This is a genomic window from Pseudomonas sp. R11F (genome assembly GCF_050312575.1).
Classification (GTDB): domain Bacteria; phylum Pseudomonadota; class Gammaproteobacteria; order Pseudomonadales; family Pseudomonadaceae; genus Aquipseudomonas; species Aquipseudomonas palleroniana.
On sequence record NZ_JBNPJU010000020.1, the window covers coordinates 171,039 to 191,039 of the forward strand.

The 20,001-nt window shown below is 60.9% G+C and carries 19 protein-coding genes; 7 read left to right on the plus strand and 12 right to left on the minus strand.

Translation table 11 applies throughout. The features are described 5' to 3' along the window. Window positions 1-96: 96 nt before the first annotated feature. From hflX to ACQRBV_RS06550, 7 genes are all read right to left on the minus strand, one after another. Window positions 97-1,398, minus strand: coding sequence for a ribosome rescue GTPase HflX (hflX, locus tag ACQRBV_RS06520; protein WP_090367139.1), 1,302 nt, complete (start codon window positions 1,396-1,398; stop codon window positions 97-99). A 12-nt stretch (window positions 1,399-1,410) separates the two neighbouring features. After that, window positions 1,411-1,671: an RNA chaperone Hfq gene (gene hfq / locus ACQRBV_RS06525; protein WP_003171355.1), complete on the minus strand. Its 261-nt coding sequence runs from the start codon at window positions 1,669-1,671 to the stop codon at window positions 1,411-1,413. 94 nt (window positions 1,672-1,765) lie between these two features. Beyond that, complete coding sequence (gene miaA / locus ACQRBV_RS06530) at window positions 1,766-2,737, minus strand: tRNA (adenosine(37)-N6)-dimethylallyltransferase MiaA (protein WP_104995359.1); 972 nt, start codon at window positions 2,735-2,737, stop codon at window positions 1,766-1,768. After that, window positions 2,737-4,650 (minus strand): DNA mismatch repair endonuclease MutL, encoded by a 1,914-nt coding sequence (mutL, locus tag ACQRBV_RS06535; RefSeq protein ID WP_060755106.1) that lies wholly within the window; start codon window positions 4,648-4,650, stop codon window positions 2,737-2,739. Before mutL ends, miaA begins: the two co-directional genes overlap by 1 nt. Further along, window positions 4,650-6,071, minus strand: coding sequence for an N-acetylmuramoyl-L-alanine amidase (locus ACQRBV_RS06540; protein ID WP_205344174.1), 1,422 nt, complete (start codon window positions 6,069-6,071; stop codon window positions 4,650-4,652). Before ACQRBV_RS06540 ends, mutL begins: the two co-directional genes overlap by 1 nt. A gap of 15 nt (window positions 6,072-6,086) precedes the next feature. Further along, a complete protein-coding gene (gene tsaE / locus ACQRBV_RS06545; protein WP_090367145.1) occupies window positions 6,087-6,557 on the minus strand; it encodes a tRNA (adenosine(37)-N6)-threonylcarbamoyltransferase complex ATPase subunit type 1 TsaE in 471 nt (156 codons plus the stop codon). After that, window positions 6,545-7,405 (minus strand): NAD(P)H-hydrate dehydratase, encoded by an 861-nt coding sequence (locus tag ACQRBV_RS06550; protein ID WP_411985084.1) that lies wholly within the window; start codon window positions 7,403-7,405, stop codon window positions 6,545-6,547. Before ACQRBV_RS06550 ends, tsaE begins: the two co-directional genes overlap by 13 nt. Before the next feature lie 63 nt (window positions 7,406-7,468). Between ACQRBV_RS06550 and queG the strand changes: the two genes are divergently transcribed. Beyond that, the gene (queG, locus tag ACQRBV_RS06555) at window positions 7,469-8,551 is read left to right on the plus strand and encodes a tRNA epoxyqueuosine(34) reductase QueG (RefSeq protein ID WP_060755110.1); all 1,083 of its coding nucleotides are present in this window, start codon (window positions 7,469-7,471) and stop codon (window positions 8,549-8,551) included. Here the strand turns inward: queG and ACQRBV_RS06560 are convergent. Both ACQRBV_RS06560 and orn read right to left on the minus strand, forming a co-directional pair. Next, window positions 8,530-9,144: a trimeric intracellular cation channel family protein gene (locus ACQRBV_RS06560; protein WP_060755111.1), complete on the minus strand. Its 615-nt coding sequence runs from the start codon at window positions 9,142-9,144 to the stop codon at window positions 8,530-8,532. The genes queG and ACQRBV_RS06560 overlap by 22 nt on opposite strands. A gap of 16 nt (window positions 9,145-9,160) precedes the next feature. Next, entirely contained in the window at window positions 9,161-9,703 is a 543-nt protein-coding gene (orn, locus tag ACQRBV_RS06565) for an oligoribonuclease (protein WP_034105723.1), read from the minus strand. Between the two features lie 108 nt (window positions 9,704-9,811). Between orn and rsgA the strand changes: the two genes are divergently transcribed. Both rsgA and ACQRBV_RS06575 read left to right on the plus strand, forming a co-directional pair. Further along, window positions 9,812-10,843, plus strand: coding sequence for a small ribosomal subunit biogenesis GTPase RsgA (gene rsgA / locus ACQRBV_RS06570; RefSeq protein WP_033898469.1), 1,032 nt, complete (start codon window positions 9,812-9,814; stop codon window positions 10,841-10,843). 285 nt (window positions 10,844-11,128) lie between these two features. Beyond that, entirely contained in the window at window positions 11,129-11,524 is a 396-nt protein-coding gene (locus ACQRBV_RS06575; protein ID WP_060755113.1) for a type II toxin-antitoxin system PemK/MazF family toxin, read from the plus strand. 58 nt (window positions 11,525-11,582) lie between these two features. Here ACQRBV_RS06575 and motB read toward each other — a convergent pair whose 3' ends face one another. Together motB and motA are read right to left on the minus strand one after the other, a co-directional pair. After that, window positions 11,583-12,605, minus strand: a complete 1,023-nt coding sequence (motB, locus tag ACQRBV_RS06580) for a flagellar motor protein MotB (RefSeq protein ID WP_060755114.1) — start codon at window positions 12,603-12,605, stop codon at window positions 11,583-11,585. A gap of 3 nt (window positions 12,606-12,608) precedes the next feature. Next, window positions 12,609-13,460, minus strand: coding sequence for a flagellar motor stator protein MotA (gene motA / locus ACQRBV_RS06585; protein ID WP_060755115.1), 852 nt, complete (start codon window positions 13,458-13,460; stop codon window positions 12,609-12,611). A gap of 167 nt (window positions 13,461-13,627) precedes the next feature. On the opposite strand from motA, the gene ACQRBV_RS06590 reads away from it, so the two are divergent. From ACQRBV_RS06590 to asd, 3 genes are read left to right on the plus strand one after another with little or no spacing between them, the layout of a single operon-like run. Then, a complete protein-coding gene (locus ACQRBV_RS06590) occupies window positions 13,628-15,163 on the plus strand; it encodes an HDOD domain-containing protein (RefSeq protein ID WP_060755116.1) in 1,536 nt (511 codons plus the stop codon). Between the two features lie 57 nt (window positions 15,164-15,220). Then, the gene (rhdA, locus tag ACQRBV_RS06595; protein ID WP_060755117.1) at window positions 15,221-16,036 is read left to right on the plus strand and encodes a thiosulfate sulfurtransferase; all 816 of its coding nucleotides are present in this window, start codon (window positions 15,221-15,223) and stop codon (window positions 16,034-16,036) included. 16 nt (window positions 16,037-16,052) lie between these two features. Continuing rightward, window positions 16,053-16,913, plus strand: coding sequence for an archaetidylserine decarboxylase (asd, locus tag ACQRBV_RS06600; RefSeq protein WP_060755118.1), 861 nt, complete (start codon window positions 16,053-16,055; stop codon window positions 16,911-16,913). A gap of 138 nt (window positions 16,914-17,051) precedes the next feature. Here asd and serB read toward each other — a convergent pair whose 3' ends face one another. After that, entirely contained in the window at window positions 17,052-18,266 is a 1,215-nt protein-coding gene (gene serB, locus ACQRBV_RS06605) for a phosphoserine phosphatase SerB (protein WP_411985083.1), read from the minus strand. Window positions 18,267-18,399: 133 nt separating this feature from the next. Between serB and ACQRBV_RS06610 the strand changes: the two genes are divergently transcribed. Next, a complete protein-coding gene (locus ACQRBV_RS06610) occupies window positions 18,400-19,929 on the plus strand; it encodes a HAMP domain-containing protein (protein ID WP_060755120.1) in 1,530 nt (509 codons plus the stop codon). The last annotated feature ends 72 nt before the right edge of the window (window positions 19,930-20,001 follow it).

Sequence of the window (20,001 nt, forward strand, 5' to 3'; positions counted from 1 at the left end):
AGCGCTCTCCATCTGATAAAGCAAAGACGCGCCCACGGCGCGCCGACCAATGCTACAGAATGCCTGCTACTGCGACACAACCGCTTTCTCAGGCTTTTATTGCAAAGTGTGTTGTTCGATGAACTCCGCCGGTACGACGCCTTCACGGCTGACCAGCCGATTCAGTTCCGAGCGCGGCAATCGAACGGCCAGCAAGCTGACACCTTCGTCGTCATGTTCTTCTTTCTGCACTGCGCCCAACTCGAAAAACTGTGCACGCAGTCGAGCAAAACGCTGCGGCAAGCGCAAGGTGCCGATAAACAAATCGCTGCCCAACAGCTCGGCAATGGCTTGTTCGAGTAATTCCAAACCACTGCCATCACGCGCTGACAGCCATACCCGCTGGGGCTTGCCGTTCTCGTCGCGTTGAATTTGTGGCTCTACGCCTTCAAGCAAATCGAGTTTGTTATAGACCTCGAGGATCGGCAAGTCCTGTGCACCAATCTCGCCCAGCACCAACATCACCTGTTCAATCTGCAACATGCGATCCGGTTCGGCCGCATCGATCACGTGCAACAACAGATCCGAATTACTCGACTCTTCGAGCGTAGACCGAAACGCTTCGACCAGCTTGTGGGGCAAGTGACGAATAAAGCCCACCGTATCCGCCAGGACAATCGGCCCCAGATCATCCAGGTCCAGACGGCGCAAGGTCGGGTCGAGGGTGGCGAACAGTTGGTCGGCCGCGTATACGTCGGACTTCGTCACGTTATTGAACAGCGTGGATTTACCGGCGTTGGTGTAGCCCACCAGGGAAACGGTAGGAATATCCGCACGGGAACGGCCACGGCGTGACTGTTCGCGCTGGCTACGCACTTTTTCCAGGCGGCCCTTGATCTGGCGCAGGCGAACCCGCAACAGGCGTCGGTCGGTTTCAAGCTGGGTTTCACCCGGGCCGCGCATACCGATACCACCACCCTGGCGCTCAAGGTGAGTCCAGCCGCGAACCAGCCGGGTGCTCATGTGGTCAAGCTGGGCCAGTTCAACCTGGAGCTTGCCTTCATGGGTACGGGCGCGCTGGGCGAAGATATCGAGAATCAGACCGGTACGGTCGATCACGCGACACTCGAAGACACGTTCGAGGTTACGTTCCTGACTGGGTGTGAGGACGTGATTGAAGATCACCAGATCGGCTTCTTCGGCGTGCACCAGGTCGCGCAGTTCCTCGACCTTGCCGCTGCCAATCAGGAATTTGGCGGTTGGCCGATGACGCGGCACGTTAAAAAACGCAACGGTCTCGGCGCCGGCCGAATTTGCCAACTCCTGAAACTCCTGCGGATCTTCGCGCGCCTCAGGGTCCTGTCCATCCAAGTGAACGAGAATGACTCGCTCACCACCACCGTGGCGCTCAAAGAACAAAGGAGACTCCTATCAGGCGTTACCTGGCTCAGCGTCAGCTGCATCGTCACCTGCTGCGCTAGGCAGACGGATTGGACGAACTGGAACAACTGTCGAGATAGCGTGCTTGTAGACCATCTGGCTGACGGTGTTCTTCAGCAGGATCACGAACTGGTCGAACGATTCGATCGTACCTTGCAGTTTGATACCGTTCACCAGGTAGATGGAAACCCCCACTTTCTCTTTACGTAAAGTATTCAAGTAAGGGTCTTGTAGCGAATGCCCTTTTGACATGTGTCGCACTCCTATAAGGATCAATAATAAAAAAGCGGAAAATAGATAGCTTATGGCCGTCACACCCCCAAGGATAGACGGCAATTGCAAGGACTCAGCTCAATATGGAGACCGTTCCCAAGTATTTCAAGGCGCGTGACAGATTGTCGCTGTCCAGGCTGTCCAACCAGTGCAAATCGCTCCAGCTGCGCAGCCAGGTGAACTGGCGTTTGGCCAATTGGCGCGTGGCGATGATGCCGCGCTCCTGCATTTCGGCCCACGTCAGCTTGCCATCCAGGTGATCCCAGACTTGGCGATAGCCTACAGCACGTATGGAAGGTAGCCCGGGATGCAGGTCACCTCTTGAACGCAGTGCTACGACCTCGTCCACAAACCCCTGTTCCAACATAATTGTGAATCTTTGTGCAATTCGTTCATGCAGCACCTGGCGATTTGCCGGAGCAATCGCCAGATTCGCCACAGTATAGGGCAATTGTGACTGTCCAGATGCGTCTGCATCAGCACTTTGCGCAGTTTGTTTCAGCCTGTGTTCAGTCATGGTCTGGCCGCTGACACGCCAGACTTCCAGGGCGCGTGTGAGGCGCTGGGGGTCATTGGGGTGAATGCGCGCGGCAGAGACCGGGTCAACCGCCGCCAACTGATCGTGCAGCGCTTGCCAACCAAGGCGTGCAGCCTCCTCTTCAAGCTCGGCGCGCACCTGGGCATCAGCCGGCGGCATATCCGCCAGGCCTTCCTGCAAAGCCTTGTAGTAGAGCATCGTACCGCCCACCAGCAGCGGAATATTGCCCCGCGCGGTGATCTCAGCCATGGCAGCCAGGGCGTCGGTACGAAAATCCGCCGCAGAATAGCTTTCGGCCGGGTCGATAATGTCGATCAACCGGTGCGGGTACTGGGCCAATAGCGCTTTTGAGGGCTTGGCCGTACCGATGTCCATGTCCCGGTAAACCAGGGCAGAGTCGACACTGATCAGCTCGCACGGCAACACTTTGGTCAGTTCGATGGCCAGGTCGGTCTTGCCGGCGGCCGTGGGGCCCATCAGGAAGATGGCGGGGGGCAAGGCACTCATCAACGGCCGCGCAGGAACAGTTTGTCCAGATCGTCCAGGCCCATCTGGGTCCAGGTCGGTCGGCCATGGTTGCATTGCCCGCTGCGCTCGGTGTTTTCCATGTCGCGCAGCAGCCCGTTCATTTCCGGCAGGGCCAGGCGGCGATTGGCGCGGATGGCGCCATGACAGGCCATGGTGCCAAGCAGCTCATTGATGTGCGCCTGGATACGATCGCTGGTGCCGTACTCCATCAGGTCCGCCAGCACATCAGCGACCAGGCGGTTGGCTTCAGCCTGCTTGAGCAGCGCAGGAATCTGGCGGATCGCCAGGGTTTCCGGCCCAAGGCGCTGCAATTCGAAGCCCAGTTTCTGGAACACGCCGTGATGCTCTTCGGCGCAATCGGCCTCCCGCTGGCTGACCGCCAGGGATTCGGGCACCAACAGCGGCTGACCGCTGAGACCTTCGCTGGCCATGGCGATCTTCAAGCGCTCGTACATGATCCGCTCATGGGCGGCATGCATATCGACCAGTACCAGGCCGTGGGCGTTTTCCGCCAGGATGTAGATGCCTTTGAGTTGCGCCAACGCATAACCCAACGGTGGAATATCCCCCCCACCCTCCGGCAATGCAACGGCGCCCGGCTCGGCCCCCGGCAATGGCGCAAAAAACTCGCGATAGGCCGCCTTGGCTTCCGCCACCGGCACTGTCGATTGCGGACGCGGGGTGTATTGGTACTGATAACCCGCGCCCGAACCGGAACCCGGCGCGGTGTATGACGGCTGTGGTTGCGGCGATTGCAACAAATTGGCCGCCAGGCTCATTTCGCCCTGTGGGCCGAACTCGCCGGCCTCCGGACCGCTCGGCCGTACCACCGCCGTCACGATCGGCGCAGACAACTGATCATCCGGCCGCACATCGCCCAAGGCACGGTGCAACGTGCCATAGAGGAAGTCATGCACCATGCGCCCGTCACGAAAACGCACTTCATGCTTGGTCGGATGCACGTTGACGTCGACCACCGACGGGTCGACCTCGAAAAACAGCACAAACGTGGGGTGCCGCCCATTGAACAGAACGTCGCGATACGCCTGGCGCACCGCATGGGCCACCAACTTATCGCGCACTGCACGACCATTCACGAAGAAATACTGCAGGTCCGCCTGACTACGGGAGAACGTCGGCAACCCGACCCAGCCCCACAGGCGCAAGCCATTGCGCTCGATCTCAATCGGCAGTGCCTGCTCCAGGAAACCCGACCCGCAAACAGCGGCCACACGCCGTGCACGGGCAGCGTCGTCATTGGCTTCATGCAGGCTGAGGATGGTCTTGCCGTTGTGGCGCAGATGAAAAGCCACGTCGAAACGGGCCAACGCCAAGCGCTTGATGACTTCCTGCAGGTGATCGAATTCGGTTTTTTCAGCCTTGAGGAACTTGCGGCGCGCCGGGGTATTGAAGAACAAGTCGCGCACTTCCACCGAAGTGCCCACCGGGTGCGCAGCCGGCTGGACTCGAGGCGCCATGTCACGGCCTTCGGTTTCTACCTGCCAGGCCTGGTCGGCACCACGGGTCCGCGAGGTCAGGGTCAGGCGGGCCACGGAGCTGATGGAGGCCAAGGCCTCACCGCGAAAACCCAGGCTCATCACCCGCTCAAGGTCTTCCAGATCGCGAATCTTGCTGGTGGCGTGACGCGCCAGAGCCAGCGGCAGGTCATCGGAGGAGATGCCGCTACCGTCGTCGCGCACGCGCAGGAGCTTGACGCCGCCCTGCTCCACATCGACATCGATGCGCTTGGCGCCTGAGTCGATACTGTTCTCCAGCAGCTCCTTGATCACCGACGCCGGACGCTCAACCACCTCGCCCGCGGCAATCTGGTTGGCCAGGCGCGGGCTGAGCAGTTCGATGCGTGCGCCGCTGTTCAACTGTGATTCGCTCATTACTGCGCCGCCAATTCAGTGCCGGGAATGGTCAACACCTGGCCGACTTTCAGTTCATCGGTTTTCAGGCCATTGGCACTGCGCAACGTGGCAGGCGAAACCTGGAAGCGCACGGCCAGCATGGCCAGGGTGTCGCCGGGCTGCACGCGGTGGTCACGCGGGCCCTGGGCGATTTTCCCGGAGTCGCGCAGCCAGGCAATGTAAGTGCCCGGCGGCGGGTTCTGCTGGAAGAACTGGCGGATACCGGCGCTGATCGAACGCGCCAGCGCCTGCTGGTGGCTGGTACTGGCCAGCTTGGAGGCTTCGTTGGAGTTGGAGATAAAGCCGGTTTCCACCAGGATCGACGGGATATCCGGCGACTTCAACACCATGAACCCAGCCTGCTCGACACGCTGCTTGTGCAGCGAAGTGACCCGGCCGATATTGCTCAGCACTTTCTGGCCGACGTTCAGGCTGGAGGTCAGCGAAGCGGTCATCGACAGGTCGAGCAGCACGCCGGCGAGCATTTTGTCCTTGTCATCCAGAGACACGTTGCCGGCCCCGCCGATCAAGTCGGAACGGTTTTCGCTGTCGGCCAGCCAACGGGCAGTCTCGGAAGTCGCGCCGCGATCGGACAGGGCGAACACCGAGGCGCCGAAGGCGGCGGACGAGGGTGCGGCGTCGGCGTGGATCGACACAAACAGGTCGGCGCCTTTCTTGCGGGCGATTTCCGTACGGCCGCGCAATGGAATGAAGTAGTCACCGGTACGGGTCAGCTCGGCGCGATAGCCTTTCATCGCGCTGACCTGACGCTGCAGCTCACGGGCGATGGCCAATACCACGTCTTTTTCATGCTGGCCGCGCGAGCCGGATGCGCCCGGGTCTTCACCGCCGTGGCCGGCATCGATCACCACAATAATGTCACGCTTGCCCGGTGGGGCCGGTGGGGGTGGCGGCAACTTGACCTGCGGCTGCGATGGGTTGACCGGCACGGCCGGTACCGTGGCCACGCTCGGGGTCGGCACGGGCGTCGGGTTGGCATCGGCGGCATTGTCGAACAGATCGACCACCAGCCGGTTGCCGTACTGGGCATTCGGCGCCAGGGAGAAGCTTTTCGGGGTCACGGCCTTTTTCAGGTCGATAACCACACGCAGATCGGTCGGCGTACGCTGGGCCGAGCGCATGGCGGTAATCGGGGTGTTGGCGGTGGACACTTTGAGCGGCGCGGCCAGGGACGCACCGTTGATGTCGATCACCAGGCGATCGGGCGCCGTCAGGGTAAAGACGCTGTGCTGGACCGGGCCAGACAGGTCGAACACCAGTCGCGTGTTATCCGGCGCTCGCCACAGGCGAACACTTTTCACCTGCGAAGCAGCCAGAGCATTGACAGTCATTGCCGCAAGCAATACCCCTACGACAGCAACCAACGCGCGAAAGCGCATACCTAACCCCACCAATTATTTGAATTCCAATGCCAAAGCGGCGCACCAGGACTGGCCGCGCACGCTTTGGGGCAACAACTTCAACTGACGTCCTGATTCATGCGGCGTAATGGTAATGGTCAGGTCCGGCTTTGGCAAAAAGCCTGTGCCTTTATCTGGCCACTCGATCAGGCACAACGCGTCTTCGTCGAAATAATCCCGGATGCCCATGTACTCCAGCTCTTCGGGATCGACCAGGCGATAAAGGTCGAAATGGAAAGCTCGCACCTGGCCAATTTCGTAGGGCTCGACCAGCGTGAACGTTGGGCTTTTAACCGCGCCCGTGTGGCCCAAGCCACGAATGATGCCGCGCGAGAGCGTGGTTTTGCCCGCCCCCAGGTCACCCTCAAGAAAAATCAGCCCGGTGCCCGCCGTCACTTGGGCGATGCGATGGCCGAATGCGACCATTGCGTCTTCATCTGCCAGAAACAGGGTTACTTCAGACACGGCGATTGCTCCTCCAGCAATTGACGAATGGCAGGAATCAGGTCACTGGCAGCCAGCCCGCGACCCAGGGTACCTTGGCGCTCTCCCGCCGCGGCGTGCAGCCACACGGCCAGACAGCCCGCCTCATAGGCCGGCATACCTTGAGCCAGCAGGGCGCCGACCAAGCCCGCCAGGACATCACCCAGCCCCGCCGTGGCCATCGCCGGATGACCACGATCACACCGGGAAACCCGACCGTCCGGGCTGGCAATCAAACTGCCAGCACCCTTGAGGATAGCGACTGCATTGAATTTCTGGCTTAAAGCGCGCGCCACCTTAAGACGCTCGGCCTGAACCTCGGCTGTCGTGAGCCCCAACAAACGCGCCGCTTCGCCAGGGTGCGGGGTGATGACCGAGCCAACCGGCAAACTGACACCGCCCTTGGCCAGTTGATTCAACGCATCCGCATCCCAGACTTGCGGCTGCCGGACGTTGGCGGCAGCCGACAGCAGGCTTTTGCCCCAGGATGCCTCACCCAGGCCAGGGCCAATGACAATCACCGAGATTTTTTCCAGCAGCCCCATCAATTGGTTAGCCGAACTGACGCCGACGGTCATGACCTCCGGCAAGCGCGCCAGCGCCGCCGGCACATGCTCCGCCCGCGTCGCCAGGGACACCATGCCGGCACCACTGCGCAAGGCGCTTTCGGTACTCAGCAGCGCAGCACCGCCAAAGCCGCGGTCACCTCCGATAACCAGCAGGTGGCCGAACAAGCCTTTATGGGCCTGCGGAGGGCGCGCAGCCAGTTGCGGCAAATGGCCGGGCAACAAAGGCTGAACGTCGGTTATTTCGTGTTTTGTCTGCGGCATGCGTCTTCAAGCTCCGATGTCTGGCAGAATTATACGCATCTCACCCGTGGTTTCCCGTGTCTCATGCCTGCTATTACCTCCGATCTGCCCGCCCTCGCCCAATCGATCAAAGACTGGGGCCGCGAACTGGGCTTTCAACAAGTCGGCATCAGCGGCCTGGACCTGGCCGAGCATGAACAGCACCTGCAACGCTGGCTTGCCGCGGGTTATCACGGCGAGATGGAGTACATGGGCGCCCATGGCAGCAAGCGCTCCCACCCGGACGAGCTGGTACCGGGCACCTTGCGCGTGGTCTCGCTGCGCATGGACTACCTGCCCGGCGACACGCAAATGGCGCAATTGCTGGCGCAACCGGAAAAAGCCTATATCTCGCGCTATGCCCTGGGTCGTGACTATCACAAGCTGATCCGCAAGCGCGTGCAGCAACTGGCCGAGCGCATTCAGGCACAGATCGGCCCGTTTGGCTTTCGCGCCTTCGTGGACAGCGCGCCCGTGCTGGAAAAAGCCATCGCCGAACAAGCCGGGTTGGGCTGGATCGGCAAGAACACCCTGGTACTCAACCGCAAGGCCGGCAGCTACTTCTTCCTGAGCGAACTGTTTGTCGACTTGCCGCTGCCGGTGGACGCGCCCCATGACACCGAACACTGCGGCCGCTGCACCGCCTGCCTGGACATCTGCCCGACCAATGCCTTCGTCGGCCCCTATGTACTGGACGCCCGACGCTGCATTTCCTACCTGACCATCGAGCTCAAGAGTGCGATCCCAGAAGACCTGCGCCCGCTGATCGGCAATCGCGTGTTCGGCTGCGATGACTGTCAGATCGTTTGCCCGTGGAATCGTTTCGCGCGGCCTACCGCCGAGGGTGATTTCAAGCCACGCCACAACCTGGATAACGCCGAACTGGCCGAGCTGTTCATGTGGGACGAGGATAAGTTCCTCAGCAGCACCGAGGGCTCACCGCTACGTCGCGCCGGTTACGAGCGTTGGCTACGCAACTTGGCGGTGGGCCTGGGCAACGCGCCGTCGAGCATCCCGGTGCTGGAGGCATTGAAGGCACGCCGGGATTATCCGTCGGAACTGGTACGCGAACACGTCGAGTGGGCGCTGAACCAGCACGCCGGGCGTCAGTGCACGTCGTCGTTGTAGACGAACTTGGGCATTTCCCAGTGGAAACGGATCGCCAGCAACCGCAATAGAAAGCCGCTGAACAGCGTCAGAAGAATCGCCTGCTCGCTGGGCAGTTCCAGATACAGGCACAGCATGTAGAACCACGCGGCGAGGAACGAAACGCTGGCGTATAGCTCACGGCGGAAGATCAGGGGAATGTCGTTGCAGAAGATATCCCGCAGGATGCCGCCAAACACCCCGGTAATCACGCCACTGACCACAGCCACCAGCATGCCGTGGCCCATTTCCAGGGCGGTCATGCAGCCGATCAAGGTAAATGCCACCAGCCCCACGGCGTCCAGTGCCAGGAACAGCGAGCGCAGATGGCGCATCAGCGGTGCGATAAAGATCGTCACCAGTGCGGCAACCGACGTCAGCACCAGGTATTCCGGGTGCTTGACCCACGTCAGCGGGTAATGCCCCAGCAACACATCGCGCACCGAACCACCGCCCAGGGCGGTGACACAGGCGATCAGCACCACGCCAAACCAATCCATGCCACGACGCCCGGCGGACAGCGCGCCGGTCATGGCTTCGGCCGTGATGGCGATGAGGTAAAGCATAAGCAGCATGAAGCAGTCCTTATCATCAAGCCTTGATGAAATGCTTGCGGTAGTGCTGCAACTCGGCAATCGACTCGCGAATATCATCCAGTGCCAGGTGCGTGCTGCCTTTGTGGAAGCTGTCTTTGACTTCCGGCGCCCAGCGTGCGGCCAGCTCTTTCAAGGTGGACACATCCAGGTTGCGGTAATGGAAGTAGCTTTCCAGCGCCTTCATGTGGGTATAAAGGAAGCGGCGGTCCTGGCAGATACTGTTGCCGCAGATCGGTGACTTGCCCTTGGGCACCCACTTCTCCAGGAAGGCGATGGTCTGGGCCTCGGCTTCGGCCATACTGATACGGCTGTCGCGCACCCGCTGGGTCAGGCCGGAGTTGCCGTGGGTGCGGGTGTTCCACTCGTCCATGGTGGCCAACACCGCATCACTGTGATGGATGGCAATCACCGGACCTTCGGCCAGGGTGTTGAGGTTGCTGTCGGTGACAATGGTCGCCATCTCGATGATGACGTCGGTGTCGGGGTTCAGACCGGTCATTTCCAGATCGATCCAAATCAGGTTCTGTGGGTTTTGCATGGCTTGATTCTCTTGGCACCTTGGCGTGGCTGCGCAGTTTAGCAGGCGGGGGCATGCTAGACTCGCGACCGTTTTATCTATCCTTTGCATTATCGACACGGAACACCAATGGCCAAACGCCAGCTCAATCGCCGCCAAAACTGGCGCATCGAAAAGATTCAGGGTGAACGCGCCGCTCGCGCCGCCAAACGTGAATCCTCCGCCGTGGAAGCGCTCGAAGGCGGCGACCTGGGCCCCGAACAAACGGGCCTGGTGATCGCGCACTTCGGCGTGCAGGTCGAGGTCGAGGCGCTGGAAGGCGAACTCGCCGGCCAGGTTTTCCGCTGCCACTTGCGCGCCAACTTGCCTGCGCTGGTCACCGGCGACCAAGTTGTGTGGCGTGCCGGCAACCAGGGCATCGGCGTAATCGTCGCCCAGTTGCCACGCACCACCGAACTGCGCCGCCCGGACAGCCGTGGCCAGCTCAAGCCGGTGGCCGCCAACGTCGACATGATCGTGATTGTGTTCGCGCCGCTGCCCGAGCCCCATGCCAACCTGATCGACCGCTACCTGGTGGCCGCCGAACATGCCGGCATTCGTCCGCTGTTGCTGCTGAACAAATTCGACCTGATCGACGAGCAAAACGCGCCGGCGCTCAACGCATTGCTGGCGGTCTACCGCACCTTGGGTTACCCGGTGCTGGAAGTCTCGGCGCATCACGGCAATGGCATGGAACAGTTGCAACAGCAGCTGGACGGGCGCATCAGCGTGTTCGTCGGCCAGTCGGGCGTAGGCAAGTCATCGCTGGTCAACAGCCTGCTGCCGGAAGTCGAGACCCGCGTGGGGCCGCTGTCGGAGCTGTCCGGCCAGGGCACCCACACCACCACCACCGCGCGACTGTTCCACTTCCCCGGTGGCGGTGAGCTGATCGACTCCCCGGGCATCCGGGAATTCGGCCTCGGCCATGTCAGCCGCAGCGATGTGGAAGCGGGCTTCATCGAATTCAATGACCTGATCGGCACCTGCCGCTTCCGCGACTGCAAACACGACCGTGAGCCGGGCTGTGCGTTACTCAAGGCCCTAGAAGATGGCCGTGTGCAGCAGCAGCGGATGAACAGCTATCGGTCGATCATTGCGAGTTTGCCGGAGAGCAGTTATTGATATTCCATTTTTTGATACACATAAATCAGCGTACTGAGCGCCCCAGTCCATTGATTTAATAGGAGCGGACATCAAGAATCCGGACCAACTGGTGGCTCATACACACAAGCCAGCTTGTATTCGGATTTCACGATACCCATAATTGCTCCGTCACCAGCGAAAGCTGGCAGGAGTCTGGATCCTTTTCGGAGTTGATCCAGCGGCGCAGAAGGGGCGATGCAAGCTCCACTGCGTGTCGAATGAAGCCGCCTTCGGGCGGCTTTGCTTTTTGTGGGGAATTAATATTTGGCTCTCTACTATCACCCCAAGCAGGGCGATGTGCTGCTCTGTGACTTCACGCGAGGCTTTGTGGCGCCGGAGATGCTAAAGATCCGCAAGGTCGTGGTGATCTCCCCTACCGCCACTCACAACCGCAAACTCTGTACCGTGGTGCCGATCTCCTCGACAGCGCCAGAGATCCAGCATGATTGGCACCATTTGCTGCGCACTAACCCACTTCAATCAGACGGTTATAAAGAGCTATGGGTGAAGTGCGACATGATTTACACCGTCAGCTTCGAACGCCTCGACAAGCTCCATAGAAAGACTCGCACCAAAGGCCGAGAGTATTTCGTACCGCGTCTGTGCACCGACGACATGCGGGGCGTAATCAGTGGTGTCAAAGCCTACCTCCCACTCTGACCCGAAATGAAAACGCCCCGATTACTCGGGGCGGTTCACTTATGGCCTATTGGGTCGCTTACGACCGCGGTGCAGGCGCCGTAGGATCCTTCACTCCACCATCATCAAACAGGTTCAGCTTCTGCCGTAGCTCATGGGCCGGCAACGGCTCCTGCCCTGGAGGAATGGCGTTCGGGTCAGCCGGGACTTCCCCTGGCGCGCCTTCGCCAGGTTTCGGTACCGCAGGCGCCGCACTGTGATCCCCCTCGATCGCGCGCTGGGCCTTTTTGGTCAGCACCACGATATCGATCCGGCGGTTGACCGGGTTGAACGGGTCTGCGGGATCAAACAATTGCGACGAAGCAAAACCCACCACTCGCGCCACTTGCGGGTCCGGATAGCTGCCCGCCACCAGCGCACGACGAGCAGCGTTGGCGCGGTTGGCCGAGAGCTCCCAGTTGCCGAAGTCGCCCTGGCCTGCATAGGGCTTGGCGTCGGTGTGGCCGCTGATGCTGATCTTGTTCGGCACCGCCTTGATGGTGTCGGCCATGGCCAGCAGGATATCTTCGAAGTACGGCTTCAAGCGGGCACTGCCGGAGTCGAACATCGGCCGGTTAGCGGCGTCGGTGATCTGGATACGCAGGCCCTCGGGCGTGATCTCGAAGGAGATCTGATCCTTGAACTTCAGCAGTTGCGGGTTTTCTTCGACCTTGGTCTGCAGTTCCTTGAGCAACAGTTCCAGGCGCTCCTGCTCGACTTGCTCAGCCATGGCCTCGACCGTGTCGCGCTCGACGGGGATTTTTTCCTGGGGGGCCTCGGTCTTGACCTCCGGGTTGATCGTGCGCTCAGGCGCCAACTGCGGCGAACCGCCGAGGTCGATCACAAAAGGCGTACCGCTTTCCGAGAAGCCAATGGGGTCTTTGAAGTAACCGGCAATGGCGATCTTCTGTTCCGGCGTAGCGGTAGACATCAGCCACAGAACCAGGAAGAACGCCATCATCGCCGTCGCAAAGTCGGCGAAGGCGATTTTCCAGGCGCCGCCGTGGTGCCCCGCTGCGAAGCGCTTGACGCGCTTGATGATTATCGGCTGGTTGTTTTCCATGACTTAGCGACCACGAACCGCTTGTTCCAGCTCGGCGAAGCTTGGGCGATGTTTCGGGTACAGCACCTTGCGACCGAACTCCACCGCCAGCGATGGCGGCATGCCGGAGGCCGAAGCGACCAGGCACGCCTTGATCGCTTCATAGAGGTTGATCTCTTCCTTGGCATCATGCGCCAGGGAAGTCGCCAGCGGGCCAAAGAAACCGTAGGCCGCAAGAATACCGAAGAATGTCCCCACCAACGCCGCACCCACGTGCATGCCGATGGCCTTCTGGTCGCCATCGCCCAGGGACGCCATGGTCACCACGATACCGAGTACCGCCGCGACGATACCGAATCCCGGCATGCCGTCGGCAATGCCGGTGACAGCGTGAGAGGGGTGTTCCAGTTCTTCCTTGAGGCTGAACAGCTCCATGTCGAACAGGCCTTCCAACTCGTGGGGAGCCATGTTGCCGGAAGACATGATGCGCAGGTAATCGCAGATATAGGCGGTCATGCGCTCGTCTTTGAGCACGGCCGGGTACTTGGCGAAAATCGGGCTGGCCGCCGCATCTTCGATGTCGGCCTCGATGGCCATCATCCCCTCGCGGCGACTCTTGTTGAGGATCTCGTAGACCAGGCCCAGCACTTCCAAATAGAAGGTGTGGGAGAAGCGTGAACCGAACATGCTCAGGGATTTTTTGACCACATGCATGGTCATGTACCCAGGGTTGGCTTGCAGGAATGCACCGAATGCCGCCCCGCCGATGATCATCACTTCGAAAGGCTGGATCAACGCGGCAATTTTACCGTGGGAAAGGACGTAACCGCCGAGCACGCTCGCGAGGACGACGATGATGCCGATAATTTTAGCCATAGGAGATGGGTACTTGCGCCGTCGGGTTCATGGACATAGTGGGTGTAGCAGAAAAACTCTTGTTCTACTTATCGGCAAAACTGCGCCAGACTATAGCCCGTTAAGGCGAAAAGCCAATTCGGCCCATTCCGGGCGTGTTGAATGCATGTGATGACCGCGCCCCAATCATGGCTAATGAAACGACAGTCCCAACTGCAAAACCGACCACCCTCGCCGCTTGGATCAAGCGCCTGGATGATGTGCTGCTGCCCATTCCCCAAGCCAGCCACGAGCGCGTGTGCAAAGCCATTCGCGATAGCCGTAGTTCATTGCGAGATATTGCCGAGCTGATGCAAGACAGCCCGGCGTTGGTACTCAGCGTGATGCGCGAGGCCAACAGCCACACCCACGGCAGCCTCGCGGCCCCTGCGGAAAACCTCGAAGTGGCGCTCAACCGCCTCGGCCTCAAGCGTGCCGAAGAATTACTGGCGCGCCTGCCCTCGGTGCCGGCCAAGGAAATCCCCGTGGCCTTGCGCCAACTGCTGCTGGTGAGCCTGCACGCGTCGCAGCAAGCCAACGGTTTATTCGGCAGTCGCCTGGCGCGCTTGTGGCAAGACATTCACTGGGGCAGCCTGCTGTTTTTATCGCCGCTTTGGCCGATGGCCGTCACCTACCCCAAGCTCCTGGAAGAATGGGAATTGCGGGTGATCCACAAGGGCCAGCCGGCACGCCAGGTCGAGCAGGAATTGTTCGGCGTACGGCTGCTGGATTTGTGCCTTGGCTTGACCGAAGCGTGGCACTTGCCGATCTGGGTGTCCCAGGGCTACAACCTGCTGCTGAGCGAACAACGCTTGCTGGTCAAGGCGCTGCATATCGCCCGTGAGGAAGATGAACTGCGCCACCAGCAGTTGCTCGACGCCGAACCCAACCTGCGCCGTTGGTTGAACCAGCCGGCCAATACGGTGCTGCTGGCTAACGGCCTGGCAATGTCGGCCCAGGAATCCTGGACCTGCCCGCATACCGAACGCTGGCAATATCTGACTGCGCTCTACCTGGAAGCCCCCCTGGGCGATGTGCAGCAGCAAGCCCACCAGCAAGCGGTGACCAGCGCCCGCCATACCCTGATGCCCGACCTCTGGCACCCGGCCTTGTCGCTGATCTGGCCGTGGCATGTGCAGAAGGTCCATCGCGGCTTGCTGCCCGCACCACCGCCCACCGCCGAAGCCTTGGCCGTATGGCGCAAGCGCTGTACCGAGTTGCTGGTTGAACCGAACCGCTTTGCCAACGCCATGCACCTGACCACTTGCGCCAAAGAAGCATTGGTGGCGAGCGGCATGCAACGGGTGCTGCTGTTCATGGCCGACCGCGCCTTGAGTACCTTGCGCGTGCATCAAGCCGAAGGGTTGCCCAAGGACGCCGCAAACCTGAGCCTGGACGTGGTCAATAGCACGCTGCTGCAACGGCTGTTGGAAAAGTCCGCGCAGGTGCGTCTCACACCCGACAACCACGCACAGTTCTCTGCACTGCTGCCGCCAGTGCTGCGTCGCCTGTTTACCGGCGAACACCTGTTGTTGCGCTCCCTGAGCTGCAACGGCCGAGTGGTCATGCTGATGGTCGCCGACCAGGGCGGCGGGCCGTTCTCGGAAACCACGGTGCAGGCCTTCGGCAAAACAGCGCAATGCGTCGAGAAAGCACTGCACAGCTTTACCAACCGCAGCACTTGATGCTTGCGCTACAATCGCCGTCCTTTATCGCCAACATTTGTGCCCAGGAGACCTCACATGCCTGACTTCTCTGGCTTGCCGCTGGTGATCGAACCCGGCGACCTGCTCGGTCGACTGGATGCCGAACACCTGATTCTGGTGGACCTCACCAGCGCCGCCCGCTACGCCGAGGGTCATATCCCAGGCGCGCATTTCGTTGACCCCAAGCGCACCCAGTTGGGCCAGCCACCGGCTCCCGGCTTGCTGCCGAGCAAAGCCGACCTGCAAAAGCTGTTCGGCGAACTGGGCCACACCCCGAACGCAACCTACGTGGTCTACGACGACGAAGGCGGTGGCTGGGCCGGACGTTTTATCTGGATGCTCGACGTGATCGGCCACCAGAAATACCACTACCTGGACGGCGGCCTGCTCGCATGGCTGGAAAGCCAGCACCCGCTTTCCACCGAGGTGCCCGCCCCCGTTGGTGGCCCGGTCAGCCTGACCTTGCACGACGGCCCTACCGCCACCCGCGAATACCTGCAAAGCCGTCTCGGCGCGGCTGACCTGGGCATCTGGGACGCACGCGGACCGCTGGAATATTCCGGCGAGAAAGTCCTCGCCGCCAAGGGCGGTCACATTCCCGGCGCGGTGAACTTCGAGTGGACTGCCGGCATGGACAAGGCACGCAACCTGCGCATCCGTCGTGACATGCCGCAGATCCTCGAAGACCTCGGGCTGACCCGCGACAAAGAAATCATCACCCACTGCCAGACTCACCATCGCTCTGGCTTCACCTACCTGGTGGCCAAGGCGCTCGGTTATCCGCGAGTCAAAGGTTATGCCGGTTCCTGGGGCGAATGGGGCAACCACCCCGACACCCCCGTTGAGATTTAAGGTTTAAGGACAGTCAATGAAAAAGCAGTTATTCATCCTCAGCCAGTACCTGTTGCCGCACCACTTGCTGTCGCGCCTGGCCGGGTGCATTGCCGAGTGTCGCGTGCGCTGGTTCAAGAATGCTTTCACCCAATGGTTTGCCAAGCGCTATCAAGTGGACATGTCCCAGGCCCTGGTTGAAGACCTGACCGCCTACGAGCACTTCAATGCCTTCTTCACCCGCGCGCTGAAAGACGGTGCTCGCCCGCTGGATCAAACCCCAGGCGCAGTGCTCAGCCCTGCCGATGGCGCGGTCAGCCAGCTAGGCCCTATCGAACACGGCCGCGTGTTCCAGGCCAAGGGCCACAGCTTCAGCGTGGTGGAACTGTTGGGTGGTGATACAGCGGTTGCTGCGCCGTTCATGGGCGGCGATTTCGCCACGATCTACCTGTCGCCCAAAGACTACCACCGCGTGCACATGCCCCTGGCCGGTACGTTGCGTGAGATGGTGTATGTGCCCGGGCGGATTTTCTCGGTGAACCAGACCACGGCTGAAAACGTGCCGGAGCTGTTTGCGCGTAATGAGCGTGTTGTCTGCCTGTTCGACACCGAACGCGGCCCGATGGCGGTAGTGCTGGTGGGTGCAATGATCGTGGCGTCGATTGAAACCGTGTGGGCAGGCCTGGTCACCCCACCGAAACGCGAGCTGAAAACCTTCCGCTACGACGAAGCCGCGCGTGCGCCGATTCACTTGGAGAAAGGTGCGGAGCTGGGCCGCTTCAAGCTGGGTTCGACCGCCATCGTGCTGTTCGGGCCGGATCAGGTGAAGTGGGCTGAAGAACTGGTGGCGGGTTCACCGGTGCAGATGGGCCAGGGTATTGGCTCACCTAAAGCCTGACCTGAAGCCGACGAAAATCAAATGTGGGAGGGGGCTTGCTCCCGATAGCATCAGTCAGTCCATGTGTTGACTGAATCACCGCTATCGGGAGCAAGCCCCCTCCCACATTTTTGCTTGTATTCCTACAGTGAGAGCCGCTTAGAGCTGACCATCGCGGTCACGAAAGCCCAGTAGATACAACACGCCATCCAACCCCAGGGTCGAGATCGCCTGCTTGGCCGATTGCTTGACCAGCGGCTTGGCGCGGAACGCCACCCCCAACCCGGCAATCGCCAGCATCGGCAAGTCATTGGCGCCGTCGCCGACCGCAATGGTCTGCTCCAGGCGCAAACCTTCCTTATGGGCCAATTCCTTCAGCAGGTCGGCCTTGCGCTGCGCATCGACAATCGGCTCTACCGCAACGCCGGTCACCTTGCCATCCACCACTTCCAATTCGTTGGCGAACACATAGTCGATACCCAGCTTGGCCTGCAGTTGCTTGGCAAAGTAGGTGAAGCCGCCGGACAGGATCGCGGTTTTGTAACCCAGGCGCTTGAGTTCAGCGAACAGGGTTTCAGCGCCTTCGGTCAACCGCAGCGATGCACCGATCGAATCCAGCACGCTCACATCGAGCCCCTTGAGCAGCGCCAGGCGCTCCTTGAAACTGGCACGGAAATCCAGCTCACCGGCCATGGCGCGCTCGGTAATCTCGGAGACCTGCTCGCCCACACCGGCTGCCTTGGCCAACTCGTCAATCACTTCGGCCTCGATCAGCGTGGAGTCCATGTCGAACGCCGCCAGGCGACGATTGCGGCGGAACAGCGAATCTTCCTGGAAGGCGATGTCGACATTCAGCGCCTGGGCCACGCTCAGGAATTCGGCGCGTAATGCCTGCGGGTCAGCAGGCTCGCCACGCACAGAGAACTCGATACAGCCCTTGCCTTTGTCGGCTGGCGTGTCCAGGGGCATACGACCCGACAGACGGTCGATGTGGTCGATATTCAAACCATACTGGGCAGTGATCGAACTGACGCGCTGCAATTGTTCAGCCGTCACCTTGCGGGTCAACAGGGTCACGATGTGGCGTTTTTTGCCCTGACCGTCGACCCAATGCTGGTAGTCCTCTTCGGACACGGGGGTGAATCGCACCTGTTGATCGAGCTTGTATGCCGTAAACAGGATGTCCTTGAGGACCGAGGACGCCTGCTCGGTGCTCGGGATTTCGACAAGGATGCCGAAGGACAAGGTGTCGTGGATCACCGCCTGACCGATGTCGAGAATGTTCACACCACCCTGGGCCAGCACGCCGGTAATGGCTGCGGTGAGACCCGGGCGGTCTTCACCGGTGATGTTTATCAGGACAATTTCGCGCAAAGCGCACCCCCAGGCTGGAAAAAAACCGCATTCTACCCACTTTCAGTGACCATCGGGCACAGCCAGCGCTTTGCCGGCCCTAGGGCTATCGCTATACTGCGCGTCAACTTCACGGACCAAGAGCCGAGCGCAAGTGAACCGGCCCACGCCAGTAAAAACCGATAACTTCTTCCTGCTGATCTTCCGGGCACTGCGCCACCGCCGTGTGCCGATCGCATTACGCATCGCCAGCCATAACGTGATCCTGGTCGCCCTGGCCTTGGTGATCTACGCCTGTGTGATGGGTTTGCAGTTCAAGCAGGCCATGCACGAACAAGCTGACGCGCTGGGCGCGAGCCTGACAACCCAGACCGCCACGTCGGCGACTGAGTTGCTGGTGTCCAACGACATCCTCAGCCTGAACGTGCTGCTCAATAACCTGACCAAGAACCCGCTGGTGGCTCACGCCGCTATCTACAGCGTGGATAACCGGATCATGGCCGAAGCCGGGCAGCGCCCGAAAAACGGCCTGCTGGGTGAGGCCGAGGGTCTGTACCAGAGCAACATCACGTTCCAGGACGTGAAGGCCGGCCAGTTGCGTATCAGCCTGGATATGCAGCAATTCCAGCAGCCGATGACCATCAGCCTGCAAAGCATGGGCATTCTCAGCGCGATCCTGTTGGCACTGGCCCTGGCCTTGAGCTTGCGCCTGGGTCGGCATATCTCCACGCCGCTGATGCAGTTGCGCATCTGGCTGCGGGATATCGACGAACATACCCCGGCCACCGACCGCCAGGACGAAATCGGCGATCTCGCCCGCCAGCTTCACGCCAGCTTCGCCCCGGAGCCGGTGGTGCGCGAACCTGAGCCGGAACCCGAGCCCGAATACAACGAGGCCGATGAGCCCGAGTTTGAAGTACGCGACCTGCGCGACCCAGGCTTTGATGACAGCGCCCCGGTAGCCGGGCTGAAGGCAACGGCGCGCCACGTGGTCAAGGCTGAAGAAGACGAACTGGACGACGAAGACCCGTTCGCCGACTTGCGCGACACGTCGGCCGCTGCGCCAGTCATGGCCCCCAAGCCGGTCCCCGTGAAGAACGCCGAGCCCCAGCACAGCGCGGTATTGGCGGTACAACTGGGTGCCCAGGACCAACTGCGTCGCCTGCCCCGCGCCCGCCTGACGGAATTGCTCGAACGCTACCGTGACTGCCTCGACCAGGCCGCCTCGCTGTATCAAAGCGAGTTGCACACCCTGAACGATGGCAGCACCTTGATGCTGTTCCACAGCGAAGACAGTGGCGAAGACTATCTGACCAACGCCATCTGCTGCGGTGAGCTGCTGCGCGCCCTGGGCCATGCCCTGCAAATCGAAGTGGCGGACAGCGGCATTACCTTGCAACTGCAACTGGGCCTGACCGTCGGCGACGACCTGTTCGGCATGAGCCAGATCGACTTGCTGTTGACCGAGATCGCCCAGGATGCGCTGGCCTTGTCCCAACACAGCCGCAATTTGCTGCTGGTGGAGCGCAAGATCAGCGAAGACGCCTTGATTCGCCAGCGCGCACGTATCCGTCCAATCGCCAGCCCCGAAGGTGCAAGCTGCGTGGAACGCCTGATGGAGCCATACCCGTCGATGCTCGAACGGCAGTTGGCGCGGATGCATGAGACCCGCACCAAGCCTTGAAACACGGCGGTGCGGGCTTGTGTGGGAGGGGGCTTGCTCCCTCCCACAATTGATCTTCAGCGCCACTCAAAT

Bases quoted from the DNA above. Each gene is read 5' to 3' on its own strand.
- asd (WP_060755118.1), top strand. From the start codon at position 16,053: ATGAAAAAGCAGTTATTCATCCTCAGCCAGTACCTGTTGCCGCACCAC.
- hfq (WP_003171355.1), bottom strand. From the start codon at position 1,671: ATGTCAAAAGGGCATTCGCTACAAGACCCTTACTTGAATACTTTACGT.
- ACQRBV_RS06540 (WP_205344174.1), bottom strand. From the start codon at position 6,071: ATGCGCTTTCGCGCGTTGGTTGCTGTCGTAGGGGTATTGCTTGCGGCA.
- rhdA (WP_060755117.1), top strand. From the start codon at position 15,221: ATGCCTGACTTCTCTGGCTTGCCGCTGGTGATCGAACCCGGCGACCTG.
- ACQRBV_RS06590 (WP_060755116.1), top strand. From the start codon at position 13,628: ATGGCTAATGAAACGACAGTCCCAACTGCAAAACCGACCACCCTCGCC.
- orn (WP_034105723.1), bottom strand. From the start codon at position 9,703: ATGCAAAACCCACAGAACCTGATTTGGATCGATCTGGAAATGACCGGT.
- miaA (WP_104995359.1), bottom strand. From the start codon at position 2,737: ATGAGTGCCTTGCCCCCCGCCATCTTCCTGATGGGCCCCACGGCCGCC.
- ACQRBV_RS06560 (WP_060755111.1), bottom strand. From the start codon at position 9,144: ATGCTGCTTATGCTTTACCTCATCGCCATCACGGCCGAAGCCATGACC.
- ACQRBV_RS06550 (WP_411985084.1), bottom strand. From the start codon at position 7,405: ATGCCGCAGACAAAACACGAAATAACCGACGTTCAGCCTTTGTTGCCC.
- rsgA (WP_033898469.1), top strand. From the start codon at position 9,812: ATGGCCAAACGCCAGCTCAATCGCCGCCAAAACTGGCGCATCGAAAAG.
- queG (WP_060755110.1), top strand. From the start codon at position 7,469: ATGCCTGCTATTACCTCCGATCTGCCCGCCCTCGCCCAATCGATCAAA.
- motB (WP_060755114.1), bottom strand. From the start codon at position 12,605: ATGGAAAACAACCAGCCGATAATCATCAAGCGCGTCAAGCGCTTCGCA.
- mutL (WP_060755106.1), bottom strand. From the start codon at position 4,650: ATGAGCGAATCACAGTTGAACAGCGGCGCACGCATCGAACTGCTCAGC.
- motA (WP_060755115.1), bottom strand. From the start codon at position 13,460: ATGGCTAAAATTATCGGCATCATCGTCGTCCTCGCGAGCGTGCTCGGC.